General features: G+C 70.8%; 13 protein-coding genes. 2 read left to right on the top strand and 11 right to left on the bottom strand.

Annotation, left to right across the window (positions count from 1 at the left end; genetic code table 11):
* Positions 1-123: 123 nt before the first annotated feature.
* From RM446_RS23810 to RM446_RS23785, 6 genes are all read right to left on the bottom strand, one after another.
* A complete protein-coding gene (locus tag RM446_RS23810; protein ID WP_311547675.1) occupies positions 124-1,947 on the bottom strand; it encodes an acyl-CoA dehydrogenase in 1,824 nt (607 codons plus the stop codon).
* 253 nt (positions 1,948-2,200) lie between these two features.
* The gene (locus RM446_RS23805) at positions 2,201-7,246 is read right to left on the bottom strand and encodes a DNA repair ATPase (RefSeq protein WP_311547674.1); all 5,046 of its coding nucleotides are present in this window, start codon (positions 7,244-7,246) and stop codon (positions 2,201-2,203) included.
* A 4-nt stretch (positions 7,247-7,250) separates the two neighbouring features.
* The gene (locus RM446_RS23800) at positions 7,251-9,266 is read right to left on the bottom strand and encodes an SPFH domain-containing protein (RefSeq protein WP_311547673.1); all 2,016 of its coding nucleotides are present in this window, start codon (positions 9,264-9,266) and stop codon (positions 7,251-7,253) included.
* 288 nt (positions 9,267-9,554) lie between these two features.
* Positions 9,555-10,202: an OB-fold-containig protein gene (locus RM446_RS23795; protein WP_311547672.1), complete on the bottom strand. Its 648-nt coding sequence runs from the start codon at positions 10,200-10,202 to the stop codon at positions 9,555-9,557.
* Positions 10,203-10,404: 202 nt separating this feature from the next.
* The gene (locus tag RM446_RS23790) at positions 10,405-11,724 is read right to left on the bottom strand and encodes an MFS transporter (RefSeq protein WP_311547671.1); all 1,320 of its coding nucleotides are present in this window, start codon (positions 11,722-11,724) and stop codon (positions 10,405-10,407) included.
* Between the two features lie 167 nt (positions 11,725-11,891).
* Positions 11,892-12,536 carry a GntR family transcriptional regulator gene (locus RM446_RS23785; RefSeq protein ID WP_311547670.1) on the bottom strand — a complete coding sequence of 215 codons (645 nt, stop codon included), beginning with the start codon at positions 12,534-12,536 and terminating at the stop codon, positions 11,892-11,894.
* Positions 12,537-13,630: 1,094 nt separating this feature from the next.
* On the opposite strand from RM446_RS23785, the gene RM446_RS23780 reads away from it, so the two are divergent.
* Positions 13,631-14,008: a hypothetical protein gene (locus RM446_RS23780; RefSeq protein WP_311547669.1), complete on the top strand. Its 378-nt coding sequence runs from the start codon at positions 13,631-13,633 to the stop codon at positions 14,006-14,008.
* A gap of 522 nt (positions 14,009-14,530) precedes the next feature.
* Here RM446_RS23780 and RM446_RS23775 read toward each other — a convergent pair.
* Positions 14,531-15,151: a dihydrofolate reductase family protein gene (locus RM446_RS23775; RefSeq protein WP_311547668.1), complete on the bottom strand. Its 621-nt coding sequence runs from the start codon at positions 15,149-15,151 to the stop codon at positions 14,531-14,533.
* A gap of 318 nt (positions 15,152-15,469) precedes the next feature.
* A complete protein-coding gene (locus RM446_RS23770) occupies positions 15,470-16,006 on the bottom strand; it encodes a CGNR zinc finger domain-containing protein (RefSeq protein ID WP_311547667.1) in 537 nt (178 codons plus the stop codon).
* 104 nt (positions 16,007-16,110) lie between these two features.
* Here RM446_RS23770 and RM446_RS23765 point away from each other — a divergent pair, with 104 nt between their 5' ends.
* Positions 16,111-16,977, top strand: a complete 867-nt coding sequence (locus RM446_RS23765) for an alpha/beta fold hydrolase (protein WP_311547666.1) — start codon at positions 16,111-16,113, stop codon at positions 16,975-16,977.
* A 142-nt stretch (positions 16,978-17,119) separates the two neighbouring features.
* Here the strand turns inward: RM446_RS23765 and RM446_RS23760 are convergent, their stop codons facing one another.
* The 3 genes from RM446_RS23760 to RM446_RS23750 all read right to left on the bottom strand — a co-directional run bounded on the left by RM446_RS23760 (position 17,120) and on the right by RM446_RS23750 (position 20,045).
* Positions 17,120-17,401, bottom strand: a complete 282-nt coding sequence (locus RM446_RS23760) for a hypothetical protein (protein WP_311547665.1) — start codon at positions 17,399-17,401, stop codon at positions 17,120-17,122.
* Positions 17,402-17,570: 169 nt separating this feature from the next.
* A complete protein-coding gene (locus RM446_RS23755) occupies positions 17,571-19,046 on the bottom strand; it encodes a dihydrolipoamide acetyltransferase family protein (protein WP_311547664.1) in 1,476 nt (491 codons plus the stop codon).
* Positions 19,047-19,064: 18 nt separating this feature from the next.
* Positions 19,065-20,045: an alpha-ketoacid dehydrogenase subunit beta gene (locus RM446_RS23750; protein ID WP_311547663.1), complete on the bottom strand. Its 981-nt coding sequence runs from the start codon at positions 20,043-20,045 to the stop codon at positions 19,065-19,067.
* Positions 20,046-20,047: the final 2 nt, after the last annotated feature.

The following is a 20,047-nucleotide window of genomic DNA, read 5'->3' as shown; positions in this document are numbered from 1 at the left end:
GGACGTGGTCGTCCAGGTAGACATAGAGTGCGGTGAGAAGGGCGTCGAGGTCTTTGGTCACACTCTGATCCTGGGCGCCCTTCGTCATGTCCGCAGCCGGTTCGGGAAACCCCCATCAACGATCTAGAAGGCCGACTCCGGGAGCTCCATGAGGTCCAGGCCGACGTTCTCGGCCAGTTCGCGCTCGGTCGTCAGGCGCGGCAGGACCTGGTCGGCGAAGAAGCGCGCGGCGGCGACCTTGCCGGTGTAGAAGTCGCGGTCGGCCGCTTCGGCGCCGTCGAGGGCCGCCAGCGCCGCCTCGGCCTGGCGCAGCAGCAGCCAGCCCAGCACCAGGTCGCCGGCGCTCATCAGCAGGCGGGTGGTGTTCAGCCCGACCTTGTAGAGCTCGTCGGGCTGCTCGGCCGAGCGCATCAGGTCGCCGACCATGGTCTCGACCATCTTCTCGACGTGCCCGGCGGCGTCGGCGAGCGCGCTGCGCTCCTCCTTGAGGCGACCGTTTCCGGCTTCGCCCGCGGCGAACCCCTTGATCTCGCCGACGAGTCGGCCGAACGCCTCGCCGTTGTTCTTGACGATCTTGCGGAAGAAGAAGTCCTGCGCCTGGATCGCGGTGGTCCCCTCGTAGAGGGTGTCGATCTTGGCGTCGCGGATGTACTGCTCGATCGGGTAGTCCTGCAGATAGCCGGATCCGCCCAGGGTCTGCAGCGACTCGGCCAGCAGCGAGTAGGAGCGCTCGGAACCCACGCCCTTGACGATGGGCAGCAGCAGGTCGTTGAGCGCCTCGGTCTCGCTGCAGTCGGCGCCCTCGTGCTGGGCGATCTGCACGGAGTCCTGCTGGCTGGCGGTGTAGATGACCAGCGCGCGCAGCCCTTCGGCGTAGGCCTTCTGGGTCATCAGGCTGCGCCGGACGTCGGGGTGTCGGGTGATGGCCACCCGCGGGGCGGACTTGTCGGCCATCCGGGTGAGGTCGGCGCCCTGCTTGCGCTCCTTGGCGTACTCCAGCGCGTTGAGGTAGCCGGTCGAGAGCGTGGCGATGGCCTTGGTGCCCACCATCATCCGGGCGTGTTCGATGACGAGGAACATCTGCCGGATGCCGTCGTGCTTGTCGCCGACGAGGTAGCCGACGGCGGGATGCTTGGCGCCGAACGTCAGCTCGCAGGTGGTGGAGGCCTTCAAGCCCATCTTGTGCTCGACGTTGGTGACGTAGACGCCGTTGCGCTCGCCGGGCGAGCCGTCCTCGTTGATGAGGAACTTGGGTACCAGGAACAGCGAGAGGCCCTTCGTGCCGGGCTTGGCGCCCTCGGGGCGCGCCAGGACCAGGTGGAAGATGTTCTCGGTCATGTCCTGCTCGCCGGAGGTGATGAAGCGCTTCACCCCGTCGACGTGCCAGGTGCCGTCGCCCTGGTCGACGGCCTTGGTGCGGCCGGCGCCGACGTCGGAGCCGGCGTCGGGCTCGGTGAGCACCATGGTGGCGCCCCAGCCGCGCTCGATCGCCTGGTGGGCGATGCGCTTCTGGGCGTCGTTGCCCTCCTGGTAGAGCACGTTGGCGAAGCCCGGGCCGGCGGCGTACATGTGCACGGCGGGGTTGGCGCCCAGGATCAGCTCGGAGGCGGCCCAGGCCAGCGAGCGGGGCGCGTTGAGGCCGCCGAGCTCCTGGGGCAGGTCGAGGTTGTACCAGCCTGCGTCGATGTAGGCCCGGTAGGACTTCTTCAGGCTCTCGGGCAGGGTGACGCTGTTGGTGGCCGGGTCGAACACCGGCGGGTTGCGGTCGGCGTCCTCGAAGGACTCGGCGACGACGCCGGTGGCGAGCCGGTTGACCTCGTCGAGGATGGTCCGGGCCGTGTCCTCGTCCAGCTCCTCGAACGGGCCGCCGCCCAGCACGTCCTGGCGCTTGAAGACCTCGAAGAGGTTGAACTCGAGGTCACGGAGATTGCTCTTGTAATGCGACATGGGCGCGCTCCGCTTGTCCGGGCCGCTGTGTGTCCACACGCGATCTACTGACTGGTAACAACATCATGTTACTACTCGGTAGTAGTCCTCGGCCAGTCGCACCCCCATGCCGTCGAGGGAGAGGCCCGTCGATCTTGTAGCCATCGTGAATTAAAACGATTTCCAGTGACGATGGCTACAAGATCGACGGTGCTGTGCCGGTTGCAGGCGCGTAGCCGATCGGCCGCCCGGACGCCCGACAGGCCCTCCGCCGTCAGTCGGCTGCGTCCGGGTTCATGCGCTCGACCGCGCGCTCGATGGCGTTCTCGACGGCTCCGACGCGGTCGGCGAGCAGGCCCACGGCGCCCACCGCCCGGTGCAGCGGGTCGTCGCCGTCGCCGCCCAGCGCCTTGCCGCGCAGGTAGGCGGCCTTGACGTCCTCCCAGCGCCCGGCCTGCTCGGGGGTGAGCGTGCCGCGCAGCTCGCCCAGCTTGAGCAGGTTGGCCTCGGCGCCCGAGGTGAGCGTCTGCGCCTCGCCCAGGTAGTGGTCGTCGATCGCCGCCTCCAGTTCGGCGCCGTTCATCACCGGGACGATCTTCTCGGCCAGCCGGTTCATGTTCCGGTAGGAGCCCTGCAGCCGGAACGGCGGCTCGGTGCGGGACTCCTCGGTCTGGGCGGCCGAGGCGATGTAGGCCTGGTTGGCCGCCAGCACCACCCGCTGCACGCGCGCCATCTTCGCCAGCACCGACTGGATCTGCTCCAGCTCCACCTTCGAGTAGGGATGGGAGAGCTGGTCGGCGCGCACCGACTCGTCGCCTCCGGCCATGCGCACCAGGAGCTCGATGTCGCCGCGGTCGCGCGTGGACAGCGGGGCCAGCACCGGGTTGGAGGTCAGCGCGTTCTCGATGTAACTCAGGGAGAAAAGGTCGTCATTGCCCGAGAGCACGTCGCCCAGGTTGTAGACGTCGGCGCGGTTGGCCAGCATGTCGGGCACGCGGAACCTGCCGCCCTGTTCGGTGTAGGGATTGCCGGCCATGCACACCGCGAACCGCTTGCCCCGCAGGTCGTAGGTCCGCGTTCGGCCCTCCCAGACACCCTCCATGCGCCGCTGGCCGTCGCACAGCGAGATGAACTTCTGCAGCAGCTCCGGGTTCGTGTGCTGGATGTCGTCCAGGTACAGCAGGGTGTTGCCGCCCATCTCCAGGGCGAAGTTGATCTTCTCGACCTCTTGGCGCGCCGTGGCGTCGGGGGCGTCGGCCGGGTCCAGCGACGTGACGGCGCGGCCCAGCGACGGGCCGTTGACCTTCACGAACACCAGGCCGAGCCGACTGGCCACGTACTCCATCAGCGTGGTCTTGCCATAGCCCGGCGGGGAGATCAGCAGCAGCAGGCCGGACTGGTCGGTGCGCTTGTCGTCGCCGGCCGCGCCGACCTGCTTGGCCAGGTTGTCGCCGATCAGCGGCAGGTAGACCTCGTCCAGCAGCCGGTTGCGCACGAACCCGCTCATCACCGACGGCCGGAACTCCTCCAGCCGCAGCCGGTCGCGTTCGCGCGCCACAAGCTCACTACGGCGGCGCTGGTAGTCGCGGAAGGCCGGGACCTGCTCGTCGCGGAAGCGGCGCACCCGCGCCATCGTCTCGTCCAGACGCAGGGTCACCCGTCGGCCGGCGACGCGCGGGTGCGACCCCAGCAGACCGGTGACCTCGGTGCTCAGCGCCGCCGAGGAGTCGCGCCGCTTCAGCTCCGAGCCGCACAGCTCGACGGCCGCCGCCTCGGCGAGGTCGCCTCCGCCTGCGGCGCCGGAGGAGGCCAGGTAGGATTCCAGCCACGCCGACACCAGCTGGAACCGGGCGGCGAGGTCTCCGCCCAGGGAGCGGACGTCGCGCTCGAAGTCCTTCTGCGCGGACGCGGCCGCACCGCCGAGTGCCCTGCGGAACCGGTCCAGCAGCGTGCGCGCGCCGGACGCGGTCACGAACGCTCCGCCCTGGGCGAGTTCCTCGAACAGGTACTCGCCCGCGAGGTCCGTCCGCGCGCCCTCGTCTGCGAGGTCCGTCAGGCCCGCCTCGGCGAGGAACGCTGCGACCGCCTCGGCCAGTTCGGCGCACAGGCCGCCGATCGCCGGCGAGCGGTGCCCGCCGAAGGCCGCGCGGGCGCGCGCGAGCGACGCCGCCCTCGTCGCCCACGCCGCCTTGTCCTCTCCACCCGCGCCGAAAGCCCAGAACAACTGGGCGGCGGAGCGCGCCGGCGCGGGGTAGCGCAGCAGGTCCGCGCCGGCGTGCAGGCGCAGCAGCGCCGCCAGCAGCAGCGCGGCGTCGTGGTCGTGCACACCGCGCTCGTAGCCCTCGTCGTAGCGCTCCTCGGCGACCGCGCGCACCGTCGGCAGCAGGCCCGAAGCAGGATCGCGATCGCTCTCGCCCTGGGCGGCCGCCGTGTGCAGCTCGGACAGCGTCGTCGCACCGGTGCCCGCCTCGGCGTCGAGCAGGACCGATACCGCCAGGTACTCGGCACGGTAGACCTCGGGGCTCTCCGAGGCCACCGTCCGCTCCCACACGGCCCTGGTGGCCAGGAATTCCTCGTCGTCGACGGGTGCGCGGAAGTCCGTGCCGGTGATGCTCAGCGCCATCGCCCCGTCAGTAGGCACCAGCGTCAGGTCGAGCGGCTGAGTGTTGACCGCGAAGCGGTGCCGGCCCAGCTTGATCGTGTCGCCGCCGTCGTAGAGGTCGACCCGGTCGCGCAGCGCCCGCCCGGCCTCTTCCCGCGCCGCCTTGAGCCGTCCTTCCACCTCCTCGGCGCGCACCGACTCGCCCAGCTCGCGCAGCTCTCCGGCGCTGGAGCGCAGCTTGGCCACCATGGCGTCGGAGGCGAAGTAGGTGTTGACCTCGTCCAGGGAGTTCAAACCCGACACCCGCCGGGTGACGGTCGACAGCACGCGCTCGGCCGACTCCACCAGCCGGGCGGCGCGGCGCGCCCGCTCGTCCAGCAGCGCCTGCTTGCGGGCGGAGAACGCCTCGTAGACCTCGTCGCGCTTGGCGGCGAGCTCGCCGAGGAAGTCGTCGAACTCCGCGAATCGCGACTCCAGGTTCTCCATCTGCAGCATCAGCCGACCGAGCTGCTCGTCGCATTTGTCCGGGCTGTCGGCCGCGGCCAGTGCACCGGTGGCGGCCTGCCCCAGCAGGGCGAACTCCGCGGCGAACTCGGCGCGCCCCTCGGCGTCGAGCAGCTCGCCGCGCCGTGCATCCAACGTGGCGCGCGCCCGGTTGATGCCGCCCAGTACCTCGCCGATGCGCTCCAGGATGGCGGTGCGCACGCGGGCGTCGGCGATGTCCAGCGAGCCCACGACCTCCGTGACGATCTCCAGGCTCTCGGTCTGCTCGGCGATGCGCTTGCCCACCGCGGCCGCCTCGGCCACGGCCGCGATGGCCTCGGCGTCGGTCACCAGACGGTCGACCTCGGTGTGGTAGGCGGTGAAGGCGTCCTCGCCCTGGAGGAACTCGACGGCCCGCGTGCCCGCCGCCGTGAGCTCTTCGCCCAGCCGGGCGTCCAGCTCGTCGACACGGTCGGTGCGGATGTAGCGCATCTCGCGCAGCGTGACCAGGTGCCCCTGGGCGCGGCGCAGCTCGGCGAGCCGGCCCACCCACGCCTCGGCGGAGCGCGGCACCTCGCCGCGGGAGCGGCGCACCAGGGAGGCGACCTGGTCGGCGGCCTCCTCCAGGGCCCGGTCGGCCTCGGAGGTGAGCGCCTGCACCTTCTCGAACTCGTCGAGCACCTGCTCGGCCGTGGCGCGCACCTCGGCCAGCGGGCCGAGCAGCCCGCCCAGCTCGGGGGCGTCCAACCAGGGGAAGTGGTCGGCCACCCGCCGGCAGTTGGCGATCAGCGCCTCGAACACGGCGGTCGCGGGCGACATCTCCCCGACCATGCGCGACACCGAAAGGCAGTCGGATACGCCGCGCACCAGCTCGGCGTTGCCGACGCGTTCCAGCGGGCCCGTGCCCACCGGCTGGGCGGCGGCGTAGTCGTCGGAGACGAACGGGGTCTGCCACACCTGCATGGGGTGCACCCGCGTGGGCTCGTTGGAGTCGGCGCGGAACACCACCAGGGTGCCGTCGTCGAACAGCGAGTACCCGTGGCAGGGGATCGGGGCGGCGACCTCCTTGCGGATGACGTTGTAGGGCAGCAGCAGGCTGCGGCCCTCCTGGCGGGCGTGGAAGACGTAGAGGACGTCCTCGCCGTTGGGCGAGCGGACGGTCTTCTCGAACTCCAGCGCCTCCAGGTCGGTGTCGAACGTCTTCGCGGTGCCGGTGGCCAGGTAGTAGCCGCCCGGGAAGATGATCCCCTGGTCCTCGGGCAGCCGGCGGCACGCCTGGCCGATGCCGTCCAGGCGCACCACGTCCTTGGTGCGGGTGTTGAACACCAGGTGGCGGGCCCGGCCCTCGTTGTAGGGCAGAACCCGCAGCAGGATGAGTGCGCCGATGCGGGCGTAGTGCACCCCGGCGTCGGCGAGGCTCTGCAGCGGCTCGTCGACGGGCTCGGAGTAGATGCCCTCGCCGACCTCGGTGTTGTTCTCGATCTTGACGGTGAGCGTGCCGCCGACCGTCTCGACGAACAGCTCGTCCAGGATCGAGATGTGCGGGTGGCGGCCGAGGACGTGGTCGTCACGGGTGGACTCGGTCCACTCGAAGTCGTAGGGCGGCGGGAACACGTGGTCGCGGTCGCCCCGGTTGTCGAGGTAGGCGACGGCGCCGGTGGCGGGCGCCTCCCAGCGCAGCACGCGCACGTCCTCGGTGCGCGGACCGGTCTGGAAGACGGCCAGCAGCTTCTCCTCCACCCAGCGCAGCTGCATCAGCCGGGTCTCGCGGTAGAAGCGGTAGAGCTCGCCGAAGTCGCGCTGGAACTGCGGGTCTGCCAGCAGGCCGGGCAGCTGCGCGAGGTCGGCGTCGTCGAACCGGAACGCGCCGGATCCGCCCTCGCCGTCGCGGACGAATGCGTGCACGGAGAACACGTCGCCCACACCGGTCTCGGGCTTGAGCCCGATGAACACGTTGTAGCCGAAGAGCAGGTAGCCGTTGACCGTGATGATGTCGCGCGGGACGCAGTTGTTGGCGGTGCGGATCCGGGCCGTGCCCGCCAGGGAGAGCTCGTTGCCGCCGAAGACCTCCACCCGGCGGCTGTTGAGATCCTCCGCGCGGCGGGCCAGCTCCTGGGCCTGAGCGGCCAGGCGCGAACGCAGCACCTCATAGGTTCCGGCGTCGAGATCGCTGGAAGGGCTGGAGGACGAGGGGTCCGCCTGGGCGGCGGGCCCCTCGGTCGCGGCGTCGGTCACCGGCTCACCGCTTCACGCCGTCGAGGGCCGCCACGCGCGCCTCGTCGACACCCAGGCGCTGGGCGGTCTCCAGCAGCTCCTGCAGCCGGTCGGTGTCTGGTCCGCCGGAGCTGATCAGCCGCATCAGCAGGGCAGAGAGGGTGAGGTTCTTCACGTCGGCGGTGTCGATCGAGCCAAGGGCGCGGGAGAGGTCGTGGGCGAAGTTCTGCGAACCGTCCAGCCAGGATCCGGCCAGGTTGCGGGCCACGTCGGAGTTCTCCACGAACCCGTCGACCGCCTTGCCCATGCCGATGGAGCCGACCATGCGGTCGAAGAACATGCCGTCGCCGCCGACGATGTTGATGTCGGCCTTCTCCAGGCCGGTGGCCAGCACCGTGGCCTGGGCCTCGGCGACCTGGCGGTGCACGTCGATGCCCGCCAGGCGGACGTCCTTCTCGGTCTCCAGGCGCAGGCGGTACTCCTCGTGCCCGCGGCTGACCTCGTCGAGGGCCGCCATGGCGCCGGCCTTCTCGTTGAGGCCCTCAGCCTCGGCCTTGAGCTTCTCGCGGATCGCCTCGGCCTCGGCGAGGGCCTTCTCGCGCTCGACGGCGGCCTCGGCGCGGCCGACCTTCTCGACGGCCTCGGCATCCTGCTCGCGCACCTGGACGGCGGCCAGCCCTTCGGCGGCGGCCTCGGCCTGGAGCCCTTCGGCGATGCGGATCTTGGCGCGGGTGTCCAGCTCGGAGGCCTCCTGGCGCGCCTCGGCCAGAGTCAGCTCCTCGTTGGCCTTGTGCTTGGCGGCCTGCTCGGCTGCCTCGGCGGCCTTGATGTCCTTGACCAGATTCTCCTGCGCCTCGGCCTCGGCGTGGATGACCACGGCCTGGCGCTCGCGCTCGGCCTCCTCGACCGCGCGCAGGCGCTTGATGTTCTCCTCCTGCTCGGCGACGGTCTTCTCGACGGCGACGCGCTCGCGCACGACCTCGGCTACCTCGCGCTTCTCGCCCTCGACCTCCTTGTCCTTGGCGATGCCGGCCAGCTCGGTCTCACGGTCGCGGCCGATGACCTCCAGCATCCGATCCTTCTCGATGCGTTCGCTCTCGATGGAGATGACGCGCTCGCGGTTCTTCTCGGCCACGGCGATCTCGCGCTGCTGGTTCTCGCGCTGCACGCCCAACTGCTCGTCGGTGCGGATGTGGGCCGCCTGCGCCTTGAGGCGCTCCTCGGCCTGGACGCGCTGGGTCTCGGCCTCCTCGCGGGCCTTCAGCGTCTCGATCTCGCGGGCGGCCTTGGCCTCGGCCTCCTCGCGGCGCCGGCGCAGCTCCTCGCGGGCCTCCATGGCCTCGGTGCTCTGCCGGTCCTTCTCCTTGGCCTCGTCCTGCTCCAGCAGGTGGGTGCGCTCGTTCTTCGGCTTGGTCAGCTCGGTGATCTTGAGGATGCCCTGGGCGTCCAGGATGTTGTCGTTGTCGAGCCGGTTCTTGGGCGTCTGCTCGAGGTAGTCGATCGCTGCGTCGTCGAGCACATAGCCGTTGAGGTCCTGGCCGATGACCTCCATGATCCGGTCGCGGAACTCGGCGCGGCGGGTGTAGAGGTCCTCGAACTCGAAGTGCTTGCCGACGGTCTTCAGCGCCTCGGAGAACTTGGCGCTGAAGAGGTCCTGCAGCTTCTCCTGGCTGCTGGCGTTCTCGACGCCGATGAGCTTGGCGACGCGGAGCACGTCCTCGGCCGTGGGGTTGACCCGGACGAAGAACTTGATGCTGATGTCGGCGCGGATGTTGTCCATGCAGATCAAGCCGTCGGAGCCGCTGCGGTCCAGCTCGATGGTCTTGACCGAGATGTCCATGGTCTCGGCCTTGTGCAGCACCGGCAGGACCACGGCGCCGGTGAAGGTGACGTCGACCTTGCGGACCTTGGAGACGATCAGCGCCTTGCCCTGTTCGACCTTGCGGAACAGGCGGGCGATCGTGAGGACGAGGCCGATGACTATCAGCAGTGCGACGGCAAGCAGCACGCCTGCCCCGACGGTGATGGTGCTCGTATCCATCAGGCGGTGTTCCCTCTCATCCTGGAGAGTCGATTCGGGCGCGCACCTGGGCGCCGGGGCGGCGCCGGCGGCGAGCCGGGAGCCGGGGCGCGCGTCTCGGAGGGGCGGAGCGGGAGGTCGGCGGCGGAGGGGGACGGGGGATCGAACGGCGCCGTGCGCCCGCGGGCCCTCCCCCAGCGGCGGCGCCGATGTGCGGATATGACGTTGCGTATACCGCACCGGTTCCCCGCGGCGCTCGGGCAGCGGGGGAGGTGCGGGTGCCGCCGAGGCGGCGGGCGGGTCAGGCCGTCAGGCCGAGGACCCGGGGTCGAGCGCGGAATCGAACGGCGTGACGCGGTAGACGCCGGACTCGGAGTCGTAGTCGAAGATGAGCGCTGTACTGCCCGCGCTCAGCCGTTCCTCGCCGATGGTGCGGACCTCGATCAGCGACGACGAGCCGTCGCCGCCGGAGATCTCGGCCTGGCCGAACGCGCTGTCGACCCTGCCGGTGCGCACGACGCAGGTCTGGCCGACGAAGTCGGCGCCTCTGCGCTGGCGCTCCGCGGGCAGCAGCCTGCGCAGCCCCATGACGATCGCGCTGGTGACACCCCAGGCGATGATCACCGCCGCCACCAGCACCACCAGTGCCAGGGCGATCATCAGGGGAGACGAGTCGGCAAGCGAGTCGATCAGCACGGTTCCCACCAGGCTCACGAACCAGGCCACCGCGATCAGCAGCGACAGGACCACGGTCACGGGCACGCCGCCGAGGCCGACGGCCCCCAGAGCGCCGCCGAACCCGCCGGCGGAACCGGAGTCGAGACAGGCGTCGCCGTCGAGGATGCCGGTGTCGACGGCGCCGAGGACGACGAACAGCCAGTAGCCCACGACCACCAGCAGCAGGAAGCTGAACAGGACCGTGGGAAAGGACAGGGAGGCTTCGAGCAGACCACGCATAGCTCGTCGGAGCCCCCCGTCGCACACCGGACCGACCGCGCCAGCGGCATCCGGCACGTGCGCACCGACCCTACCGAAGGGGGCGCGCACCGCTGCAGCCCCAGTCTGCGCATTGTCCGCAACCGGTCAGCGGGCCGGGCGGGCTGCGCGGTCGTGTCGCAGCAGCGCCGGCTTCCTGTACATCATCGGCGGAATCGGGCGCTCAGAACTCGCGTGCCGCCCCTTGCCCGATAGTGGCCGGGCCCTCGGCGACCGTGCGGGGCGGACGCTTCCAGAGCATGGTCACGAGCGCGCCGCCCGCCAGTGCGGTGGTCGCCGTCAGCGGCACGAAGGCGGCCTGGAACCCGGCGCCGGCCTCCAGCACCATGCCCGCCGCCACGGTCACCACGACCGTGGTGAGGAAGCCGCTCATGTTCACCAGCCCGGAGGCCACGCCCGTGCGCTCGGCGGGCAGACCGTCGCGGGCGAAGTCGAACGACAGCGCGGGTGCCGCGACGGCCCCGGCCGCGCTGACCACCATCACCGCCAGCACAATCCAGCTGGGCGGGAGCCCGCCGGGCCAGCCGACCACGGCCAGCCAACCGACCGCGAACATGCTCGCCAGAGTCGTGGCCAGCGGGCGCCGCACCCCCGGGTAGCGTCCGGCGAGCGCACCGATGAGCGGGGAGACCCACAGCACGGCGGCGCCGATGCCGGACAGCAGAGTTCCGGCCACGGCCGGGTCGAAACCCACCCCTTCCACGAGGAAGGGGTATCCCCACAGCACCCCGAGCATGGTGTACGGCGGCATGATCGCGGCGTGGTGGACCATCCCCAGCCGCGGTCCGCGGGTGCGGAGCGCCTCGGTGATGCTCTCCAGGGCGCGGACGCGAGGCAGCGTGCCCGCGGGCAGCGGACCGGTGGGGCGGTCGCGTACGACCGTCAGCACGAGCAGCGACATCAGCAGGGTCACCGCGGAGAAGGCGAGGAAGGCGCCGGTCCAGCCCAGACCGTGCAGCGCAAAGGACAGCGGGGCGACGCTCGCGGCCTGGCCGACGCCGCCGGCTACCCCGGTGAGCCCGCTGACGAGCGCATACCGGGAGCGGGGGAACCACAGCGCGGCGAGGCGGATGACGTTGAGGAAGGTCACCGCGTCGCCCATGCCGATCAGCACCCGTCCGGCGATGGCGGGTTCGACCGAGGGCGCGGCCGCGAAGAGCGCCACACCCGCCGCCATCAGCACCGCGCCCGCCGTCAGCGAGACACGCGGGCCGACCTTGTCTGCGAGCAGGCCGGTGGGCACCTGCAGCACGACGTACACCAGCAGCTGCAGCATCGGAAGCAGGGACAGCAGCGCCGGACCCGCATCGAAGCGCTCCTGGGCCTCCAGCGCGGCGGCGCCCAGGCCGTTGCGGTGGAACATCGCCAGGAAGTAGACGGTAACGCCGATTCCCCACACCAGCCAGGCGCGGGCGCCGCCGGAGGGTTCGGCGGGCACGGCGCGGGTCGTGGCCGAGACGGGGCCGGCCGGTGCGGTCGTCATCGATGCAGGAGATGACAGAGGTCGAGAGGAAGCGGATATCCCGGTCACCCGGTCACCGGATGAATCACCGCGCATCAGGGCCGCCCGGCCGGGGCGCCGCCCTTTCCGGGGACCGGTGGCGCCGCGAGCATGGGCCCCGGCGGAACCGGAACCGCGCACGGTGCCGCTCACGTGCGCGCTCCCAGCAGCTGTGCGGCCGCGTCCAGATGGACCTGGACGGCGCGGCCCGCGGACGGCGCGTCGCCGGCCTCGACGGCCGCGAGGATCGCGGCGTGCTCGTCGATGTTCCTGCACATCCGCGCCACGGTGCGGATCCCCTCTTCCATCATGCGCAGCTGCCTGTCGCGCAGTGAGTCGTACAGGCCGACCAGGATCGCGTTGCCGCCGGCGGCGACGATCGCGCGGTGGAAGTCGCGGTCGGCCAGGACGAACGCCTGCCGGTCACCGTCGACCTCCGTGCGCATCCGGTCGAGCAGGTCGCTCAGCCGGCCCGCGAGGGCGCCCCGTTCTACGGCCTCGGCCCCGGCCGCCTTCTGCGCCGTGTGCCCTTCCACGAGCCGCCGGGTCTCGATCACGTCGTCGATCTCGTCCTGGGAGACGGGCACGACCAGCGCGCCGCGCTTGGGGTAGAGGCGCACCAGCCCTTCGGCCTCCAGGCGCAGCAGCGCTTCGCGGACGGGGGTGCGGGACACGCCCACCCCGGCGGCGATGTCGCCCTCGCTGATGAGGTCGCCGCCTGCGTAGCGGCGATCGAGGATGGCGTCCTTGGTGTGGCGGTAGGCGCGATCGGTCGCCGAAAGCTTTGTATGCATCTTGTATCTATGCTAGCGGCGGCCGGTCGCCCTGTGTGCAGAACGCGCGGGGATGGGGAGTGTGACCGGCCACGGCCGACCGTGGTGCGGAACACGCGCCGCCCCTTGCGCCCGCGCGTAGGAGAAGCGGAGTGCGGAGGGGGTGGCGCCGACGCGTTCGCGCGGGGCGGGCCCTGAGTCGCCTCTGCAGCCCTCGCGGGGGCGGCGGGCGCGGGATTGGTTCACGGCGGGCTCGGGAGCCCTCCACGCCCCACTCACGATTCGGTGCCGCAGGAAGCGCAGAGCGGCGGCCGTCGGCCCGCAGGCCCCCCCCGCGCGCACGCGCGCGGGGGAGATAAGGAGTGGGGTGAGCCCGAATGGGCCTCCCGCGCACGCGGGGAGTTCGGGTCAGGGGGAACGCCGCGGCTGTGCGAGGCCGGCGCCTCCGATGCGGGCGATTCCGGTGGTCCTGGTGGGCCTGTCGGTCCCAAGGGGGCGCCAAGAGACGGTCATCCCGTCGCCGACCGGGTTCAAACGCCGACCCGGTATATGAATGCGACGCCGCTTCCCGCGCACCTTCGCCCGAATACCACGTGCAGTCACTACACAGGTACTCAGCGCCTACGAACCGCGGGGTAGGGCACCCGGTTCGCAGTCCCCCGGAAGATTTGTACGGTTCAACAGGTTTTGAGCGGCGTGAAGTACGTGATGGCGCCCTCATCGATCCGCGGTGGCCGCTCTCACCTGGGGTGACGCGATCCTGGCCGCACCGTCGTACCGGGTGACCCACCTGACATCCCTGAGGGGTGGGGTGCGGCCAGCTGTGGCCACGTACCGCCGGAGAACCCATGTTGACCTGCGAAAACGAGTCGTCCATCCGAATGTCACCCCGTGTTTGCCTGTGTCATGGGTCACATTTTTGAGGGTCGACCCCTAGGGGGCGTTTGCTGCTACTATCCGGAGCGCAAAGAATAACCAGGAGGTAACGACAGAGTTCGCTGCCTACCAACTTTGCGAAGATCGTGGACCTTTGACTGACCGGCCCATGCTCGGACCGCGGTCGCGCCCCTTGCGGATGCGTTCCACGGCAACCGGACTGATCAGGAGACGTCGTAGTGAGTCACTGGCGGTTGAACAACCCGCGGGCCAATCGCGCGAAGGCGGCGCTGGCCAACCGCGTGAAGCACAGACCCCGGCACGCGTTCTGCGCCGAACGGGCCGTCACCGCTCTTTGGGACGAACTCGTGGCGATCGCGGCAAGCCCGATGTACCGGGCCGGCACTTCGGAGCTCGCGGTCATCTCGGTCATGCGCGGCATCAACGTCTGGTGCCGTGACGGCAAGTTCTTCTGGAACGACCTCTTCGGCAGCACCGTCACCCACCCGGCGAACGACCCAGCCGGTGCGGCGGCCATGCTGAACTCCCTCTCCTTCCCCTTCACCAGCCCCTTCCAACGCGGCCGCCACCACGCTTCGTCCCTCTCGGCCGCTTAATAGGGCAACGGCGCCGCTGAGTCCGCTTCAGAGCGTTCGCTCGCCACCGGCCCGCCGGGGGTCCCCCGCCCAGGCCGCCGAGTGTCGCTCCTACCCACTCAGACGCCGCATCGGCCCTTCGGGTTCCCGTCTTCCGTGGAAAATCCGCACCTCCGTCCGTCTACTGGCACGCGTGCGGGCGGACGCAGCCTCTCAGTCGGCGCCGCCGCGCTCCCTGATGAGCCCCTCGACGCCGTCGAGCATGCGCCGCAGCGTCGTCGGCCTCACCTCCGTTCCGGCGAAGCGCTGACCCGCGGCCGGGCGGGCACACCGCCCCGGCTCGGCGGCCCCGACGGATGCGCCACCCGGTCATGCTTTCGTGCCGGACTCGGAGTCGCCATGGGCGCTGGGCGCTGGGCGCGGACGCGGACGCGAGCACGTAGCGGCCCCCTTCCGCGGACACCGCCCCCGGAACAGAGCTGACAGCCAGAGGCGGGGGGGGGCCCGGGCGCGGCGCGCGCCCCGCCTCTGGGTTAACCGGTCCTACTTCGCCCGGCGGCCTACCTTGAACCTGAGGTGCAGCACCCCGTCTCCCTGGACGACCACGTGGGGATCCTCCAACAGGTGCTGCCCGCGGATGCTGCCGAAGTAGCTCTTGCCCGACCCGAACACCACCGGCACCACGTCCATCGCCACCTCGTCCACGAGACCGGCCGCGAGGGCCTGGCCTCCCACCTCGCCGGCGTTCACAGCGACCACCCGCTCTCCGGCGAGTTCCCGGGCCTTGCCGATCGCAGCAGGCACGTCGTCGAGGAAGCGGTACGACGCCTCCGGGTGCCAGCCCTCGGGCTTGGGACGGTGGGACACCACGACCACGTGGTCTCCCGCGGGCGGACTACCCTCCCAGCCGTTCACCAGGTCGAACAGCGTGCGGCCCATGACGATCGTGCCGATCGACTCCCACATCCTCCGGACGTACTCCGCCGATGCACGTGAGACCTTGAAGCCGCTTCCCGCTCCGGAGTGGTCGTATCGCTGGTCGTCGCCTTCGGTGATCGGGGTGTCCCCGCTGAAGTACCAATCGTGGAGCGGACCGACGTCGTCGTTCTCGTCGGCGATGTAACCGTCCACCGAAACCACGCTGTGCATGATCACAGTGCCCACAGATCCTCCCGGATGCCCGGTGCCGATAACCGGCCGGCGGGCGGGCGTCCGGCCGACGTCCTCTAGCGCCTGAGTCTTGCCGAACGGTCTTCAGTCCGCAAGGGAGTCCGTGGCCTCCAGCTCATGGGAGGCGGTCGATCAGGGCCGCCATGGCCTGCTGGAAGTCGCGGCGCTGCTCGGCGTGCTCATTCGGTGGCCGCCATCTCGCGGCAGACGTGGGCGAGCTCCAGCGCCGACCTCCCTTGGGCGACCTCTGCCCGCGGCACACGAATCTGCCTGTGTCGGACGGTCTTCCGCGATCGGCGCCGCAGGCCGCGTTCATTCCGGACCGGCCGACCGTTCGCCCCGCCGAGTCGTGGCGCGGCTCCTGCTGCGTTCGTAGTGCCGCCGGGCCTTCATGCGGTTGCCGCAGGTCGCCATCGAGCACCAGCGGGCCTTGTTGGCCTTGCTGCGATCCAGGAGGAACAGCCGGCATTCCTCGTTGCCGCACGGTCGCAGGCGTCCCGGCAGGTGCTCGTTCACCCGGGCCCAGGCCAGCACCGCCCGCGCCGGCAGGCGCATGTCGGGTTCTGTGGCGAGTTCCCAGCTCAGGCCGGCATCGCTGAGTCTGGGGCGCAGGTGGACGCCCTCGAGCGCCTCGGCCAGCACGGTCACGGGCGCGCGACCCTGTACCACCTGGGTCAGGAGCTCTCTATGGCGCCGCAGCCGCCGCACTTCGAGTGCGGTGCCGGTGCCGCCGCGCGCCTCGGACCACCCTTGCGCGGAACGGTCGGCGGAGAGCTCGTCGTGTTCGACGCCGTCCCGTATCGGCCTGGTGTTGAGGAGCGCGAGCAGCAGCTCATCGTCCTCGTCCATCTCCTCCGCCAATCTAACCACCAATAGCTCGTTGACAAGGTTAGCACGGCAATCTAGGGTCGGCCATATCGAACTAACCAGATAAAGTTAATTTAGAGGTTATAATGAGTGTGGTGCATCATCGGACCGCGACCGTCGCCGGCCATCAGGTCTTCTACCGGGAAGCGGGGCCGAGCCAGGCGCCGACCGTGCTGCTGCTGCACGGCTTTCCCACCAGCTCGCACATGTTCCGGGGGCTCATTCCGGCGCTGGCCGATCGCTATCACGTCATCGCCCCGGACCACCTCGGATTCGGGCAGTCGGACGCTCCGCCGGTCGACGAGTTCGACTACAGCTTCGACGCGCTGGCCTCGATCACCGGCGCTCTGCTGGACGCGTTGGAGGTAGAGGAGTTCGCGATGTACGTGCAGGACTACGGTGCGCCCGTCGGCTGGCGGCTCGCCCTGGCCCGTCCCGAGCAGGTCACCGCGATCGTCAGCCAGAACGGCAACGCCTACGAAGCCGGATTCGTGAAGTGGTTCTGGGCCCCGGTCTGGGCCTACGCGGCCGACCCCGGCCCGGACAACGAGACCGCCATGCGCGAAGCCCTCGACCTGGAGGCGATTCGTTGGCAGTACCTGCACGGCGTTCCCGACCCCGGCCTCGTCAGTCCCGACACCTGGACCCACGACCACGCTCTGATCCGGCGCCCCGGAAACGACAGGATCCAACTGCGCCTGTTCCGCGACTACACCACCAACGTCGCGCTCTACCCGCGCGTGCACGAGTACTTCCGCCAGAGCCGGGTACCGCTGCTGGCCGTGTGGGGCGCCAACGACGAGATCTTCGGCCCCGACGGCGCCCGCGCCTTCCGCGACGACCTTCCCGACGCCGAGGTGCACCTCCTCGATGCGGGGCACTTCGCACTCGAATCCGACCTCGACACCGTCGCGGGCTACATCCGCGGCTTCCTCGGCCGAGTCGTCGGGTAGCCGCCGCCCGGACCCGCAGGGCGGCTCGGAGGTCCGGCGGCGCACATCACCGTTGATCTTGTAGCCATCGCAAAGGAAAACGATTTCCAGTGACGATAGCTACAAGATCAACGGAGTTCGGGGCCGGTGGTACCGGTGATCGCTACTGCCGAGGCTGCTGGCCGCCCTGGGGCGGCCACTGGCCGTGCGGCGGTCCGCCGTGGGCAGGCGGGGGCGGCGGTTGCTGCATCGGCGGGCCCTGAGGGGAAGCGCCGGGAGGCGGGCCGGAAGGGTGCCCCGGGTACGGCTGCTGCGGCGGAGGGTTGGGCCCCCCGGACCTGCCGGCCTTGGAGGCCAGCAGGACGATCAGCACCACCACCGCGGCGATCGCCACGAGAATGATACCGGCCACGATGATCAACCCGAGGGAAGGCATGGCGATCATGGTAGGGCATCGTAACCGCTGCGATTTCGGCGGAGATCCCGCCGCGTGAGCCGCAGTCGCCCGCCCGCCGAGCCCTGGGTTTCGGGATCCGGGATCCCCGATCGGGCCGCGTGCGCGGCGGGGCGGGAAGGTGTTCCCTCCCGCCCCGCTTCGCACGCGTCTTCGGCCGTCAGCCCCAGATGAGCGCCGTGGTCTTCGGGTCTTCGAGCATCGCGCCGACGTCGCGCAGGACCTTCGAGCCCAGTTCGCCGTCGATCAGCCGGTGGTCGAAAGACAGCGACAGCGTCGTCACCTTCCGCACCGCCAGCTCGCCCTCGTGCACCCACGGCATGTCGCGGATCTGGCCGAACGCCAGGATCGCGGCCTCGCCCGGATTGATGATCGGTGTTCCCGCGTCGACCCCGAACACCCCCACGTTCGTGATGGTGATCGTGCCCCCGCTGAGGTCGGCCGGGGTGGCCTCGCCCGCGCGGGCCGTCTCGGCGAGGGTCTGCAGCTCCCGCGCCAGCTCCGGCAGCGGCTTGGTGTGCGCGTCCTTGACGTTGGGCACCACCAGCCCGCGGTCGGTGGCCGCCGCGATCCCCAGGTTCACGTAGTGCTTGCGCACGATCTCCTGGGTCCCGTCGTCCCAGGATGCGTTCACCTCAGGGTGTCGGCGCACGGCCGTGAGCAGGGCCCGCGCCACCAGCAGCAGGGGCGAGACCTTGAGCCCGGCGAACTCGGGGCGCTCACGCAGCTGCGCGACGGTCTCGATCGCCTCGGTCACGTCGACCTGCAGGAACTCGGTCACGTGCGGCGCACTGAACGCGCTGCGGACCATGGCCGCCGCGGTGTGCTTGCGCACGCCCTTGACCGGGATGCGCTCCTCGCGCGCCCCGGGCCCGGCGGCGGCCGCCGGTGCTGCCTCCTGCTCGGGCGCCTCAGGGTGGACGTCGTGCGTGGCGTTCCCAACGGGCCCGTCCGCGCCGCGGCGGACGTCCTCGCGGGTGACGACGCCGCCCGGCCCGGTCGGGACCACTGATCCGAGGTCGACGCCGAGGTCCTTGGCGAGCTTGCGCACCGGCGGCTTGGCCAGCATGCGCACCTGTGCTCCACCACCCGGGGAGCCTTCCGCGGTCCCCGGCGCCGCCCGGTCCGCCTGCCCGGCTTGCGCCGTTCGCGCGCTCGGCGCGACCGCCTGGCCGTTCCGTTCCCCGGCACCGCCATCGGGAGCCGCAGCCGGTGCGGAACCGCCGCTCGCCGCCGCGACCGGCCGCCCGCGCCGCGGGCGGCGGGTGGTCGACGCCGCGCGCTCGCCGTAGCCCACCAGAGGCTTCTCCCGCTCCTCGGCCTGCTCGCCCGCCGCCTCCGACGCCGCGTCGGACTCGTTCACCGAGCCGCCGGTGTCGATCCTGATGATGGGGGTGCCCACGTCGACCGTGCTCTCGGCCTCCACCAGCAGCTCGCGCACCGTGCCCGCGTACGGGCTGGGCAGCTCGACGGCCGCCTTGGCGGTCTCGACCTCGCAGATCATCTGGTTGACCTGCACCTCGTCGCCGGGCTGCACGTACCACTGCAGCATCTCGGCGTCGACGAGGCCTTCGCCCACGTCCGGCAGCCGGAACTCGCGCACGCCGCCGGCCTGTTCGGTGTTCACCTGGTTCACGTTGTCTCCCGATCCCCTCTAGTACGCGAATGCGCGGTCGACGCCGTCGAGGATCCGGTCCAGGTCGGGCAGATAGTGCTCCTCAAGGCGGGACTGCGGGTAAGGGGTGTCGAAGGCGCCGACGCGGATGACCGGGGCCTCCAGGTGGTAGAAGCAGGACTCGGTGATCCGGGCCGCGATCTCGCCGCCGATGCCGCCGGTGACCGGGGCCTCGTGCGCGATCACCAGCCGGCCGGTGCGGCGCACCGACTCCTCGACGGCCGAGTAGTCCACCGGCGCGAGCGAGCGCAGGTCGATCACCTCGATGGAGTGGTCGGTGTCGGCCTCGGCCGCCTGCAGCGCGGTCTTGACCATGGGGCCGTAGGCCACCAGTGTCAGGTCGCCGCCCTGCCGCGCCACGCGCGCGGAGCTCATCGGCGCGGCCGAGTCGACGGAGGCGCCGGTGTCGACGTCGGCCTTGTCGTAGTAGCGCCGCTTGGGCTCGAAGAACACCACCGGGTCGGGGGAGGAGACCGCCTGCTGGATCATCCAGTAGGCGTCGACGGCGTTGGCGACCGTGACCACCCGCAGCCCCGCCGTGTGGGCGAAGTAGGCCTCGGGCGACTCGCTGTGGTGCTCGACCGCGCCGATGCCGCCGCCGTAAGGGATGCGCAGCACGACGGGCACGTTCAGAGCGCCTGCCGAGCGGCGGCGCATCTTCGCCAGCTGGGTGAAGGTCTGGTTGGTGGCCGGGAAGAAGAAGCCGTCGAACTGGATCTCGCAGACCGGGCGGTAACCGCGCAGGGCCAGGCCGATGGCGGTGCCGACGATGCCGGACTCGGCAAGGGGGGTGTCGATGACCCGGTCGGCGCCGAAGTCCTTGTACAGCTGGTCGGTCACGCGGAACACACCGCCCAGGCGGCCGACGTCCTCGCCCATGACCAGGACCTTGGGGTCGGCCTCCATCGCGCGGCGCAGGCCGGCGTTGATCGCCTTTCCGATCGTGAGGTTGACGCTCATGG

This window comes from Streptomonospora wellingtoniae (assembly GCF_031845375.1).
Taxonomy (GTDB): domain Bacteria; phylum Actinomycetota; class Actinomycetes; order Streptosporangiales; family Streptosporangiaceae; genus Streptomonospora; species Streptomonospora wellingtoniae.
This window is presented reverse-complemented; position numbering and strand designations above follow the sequence as displayed.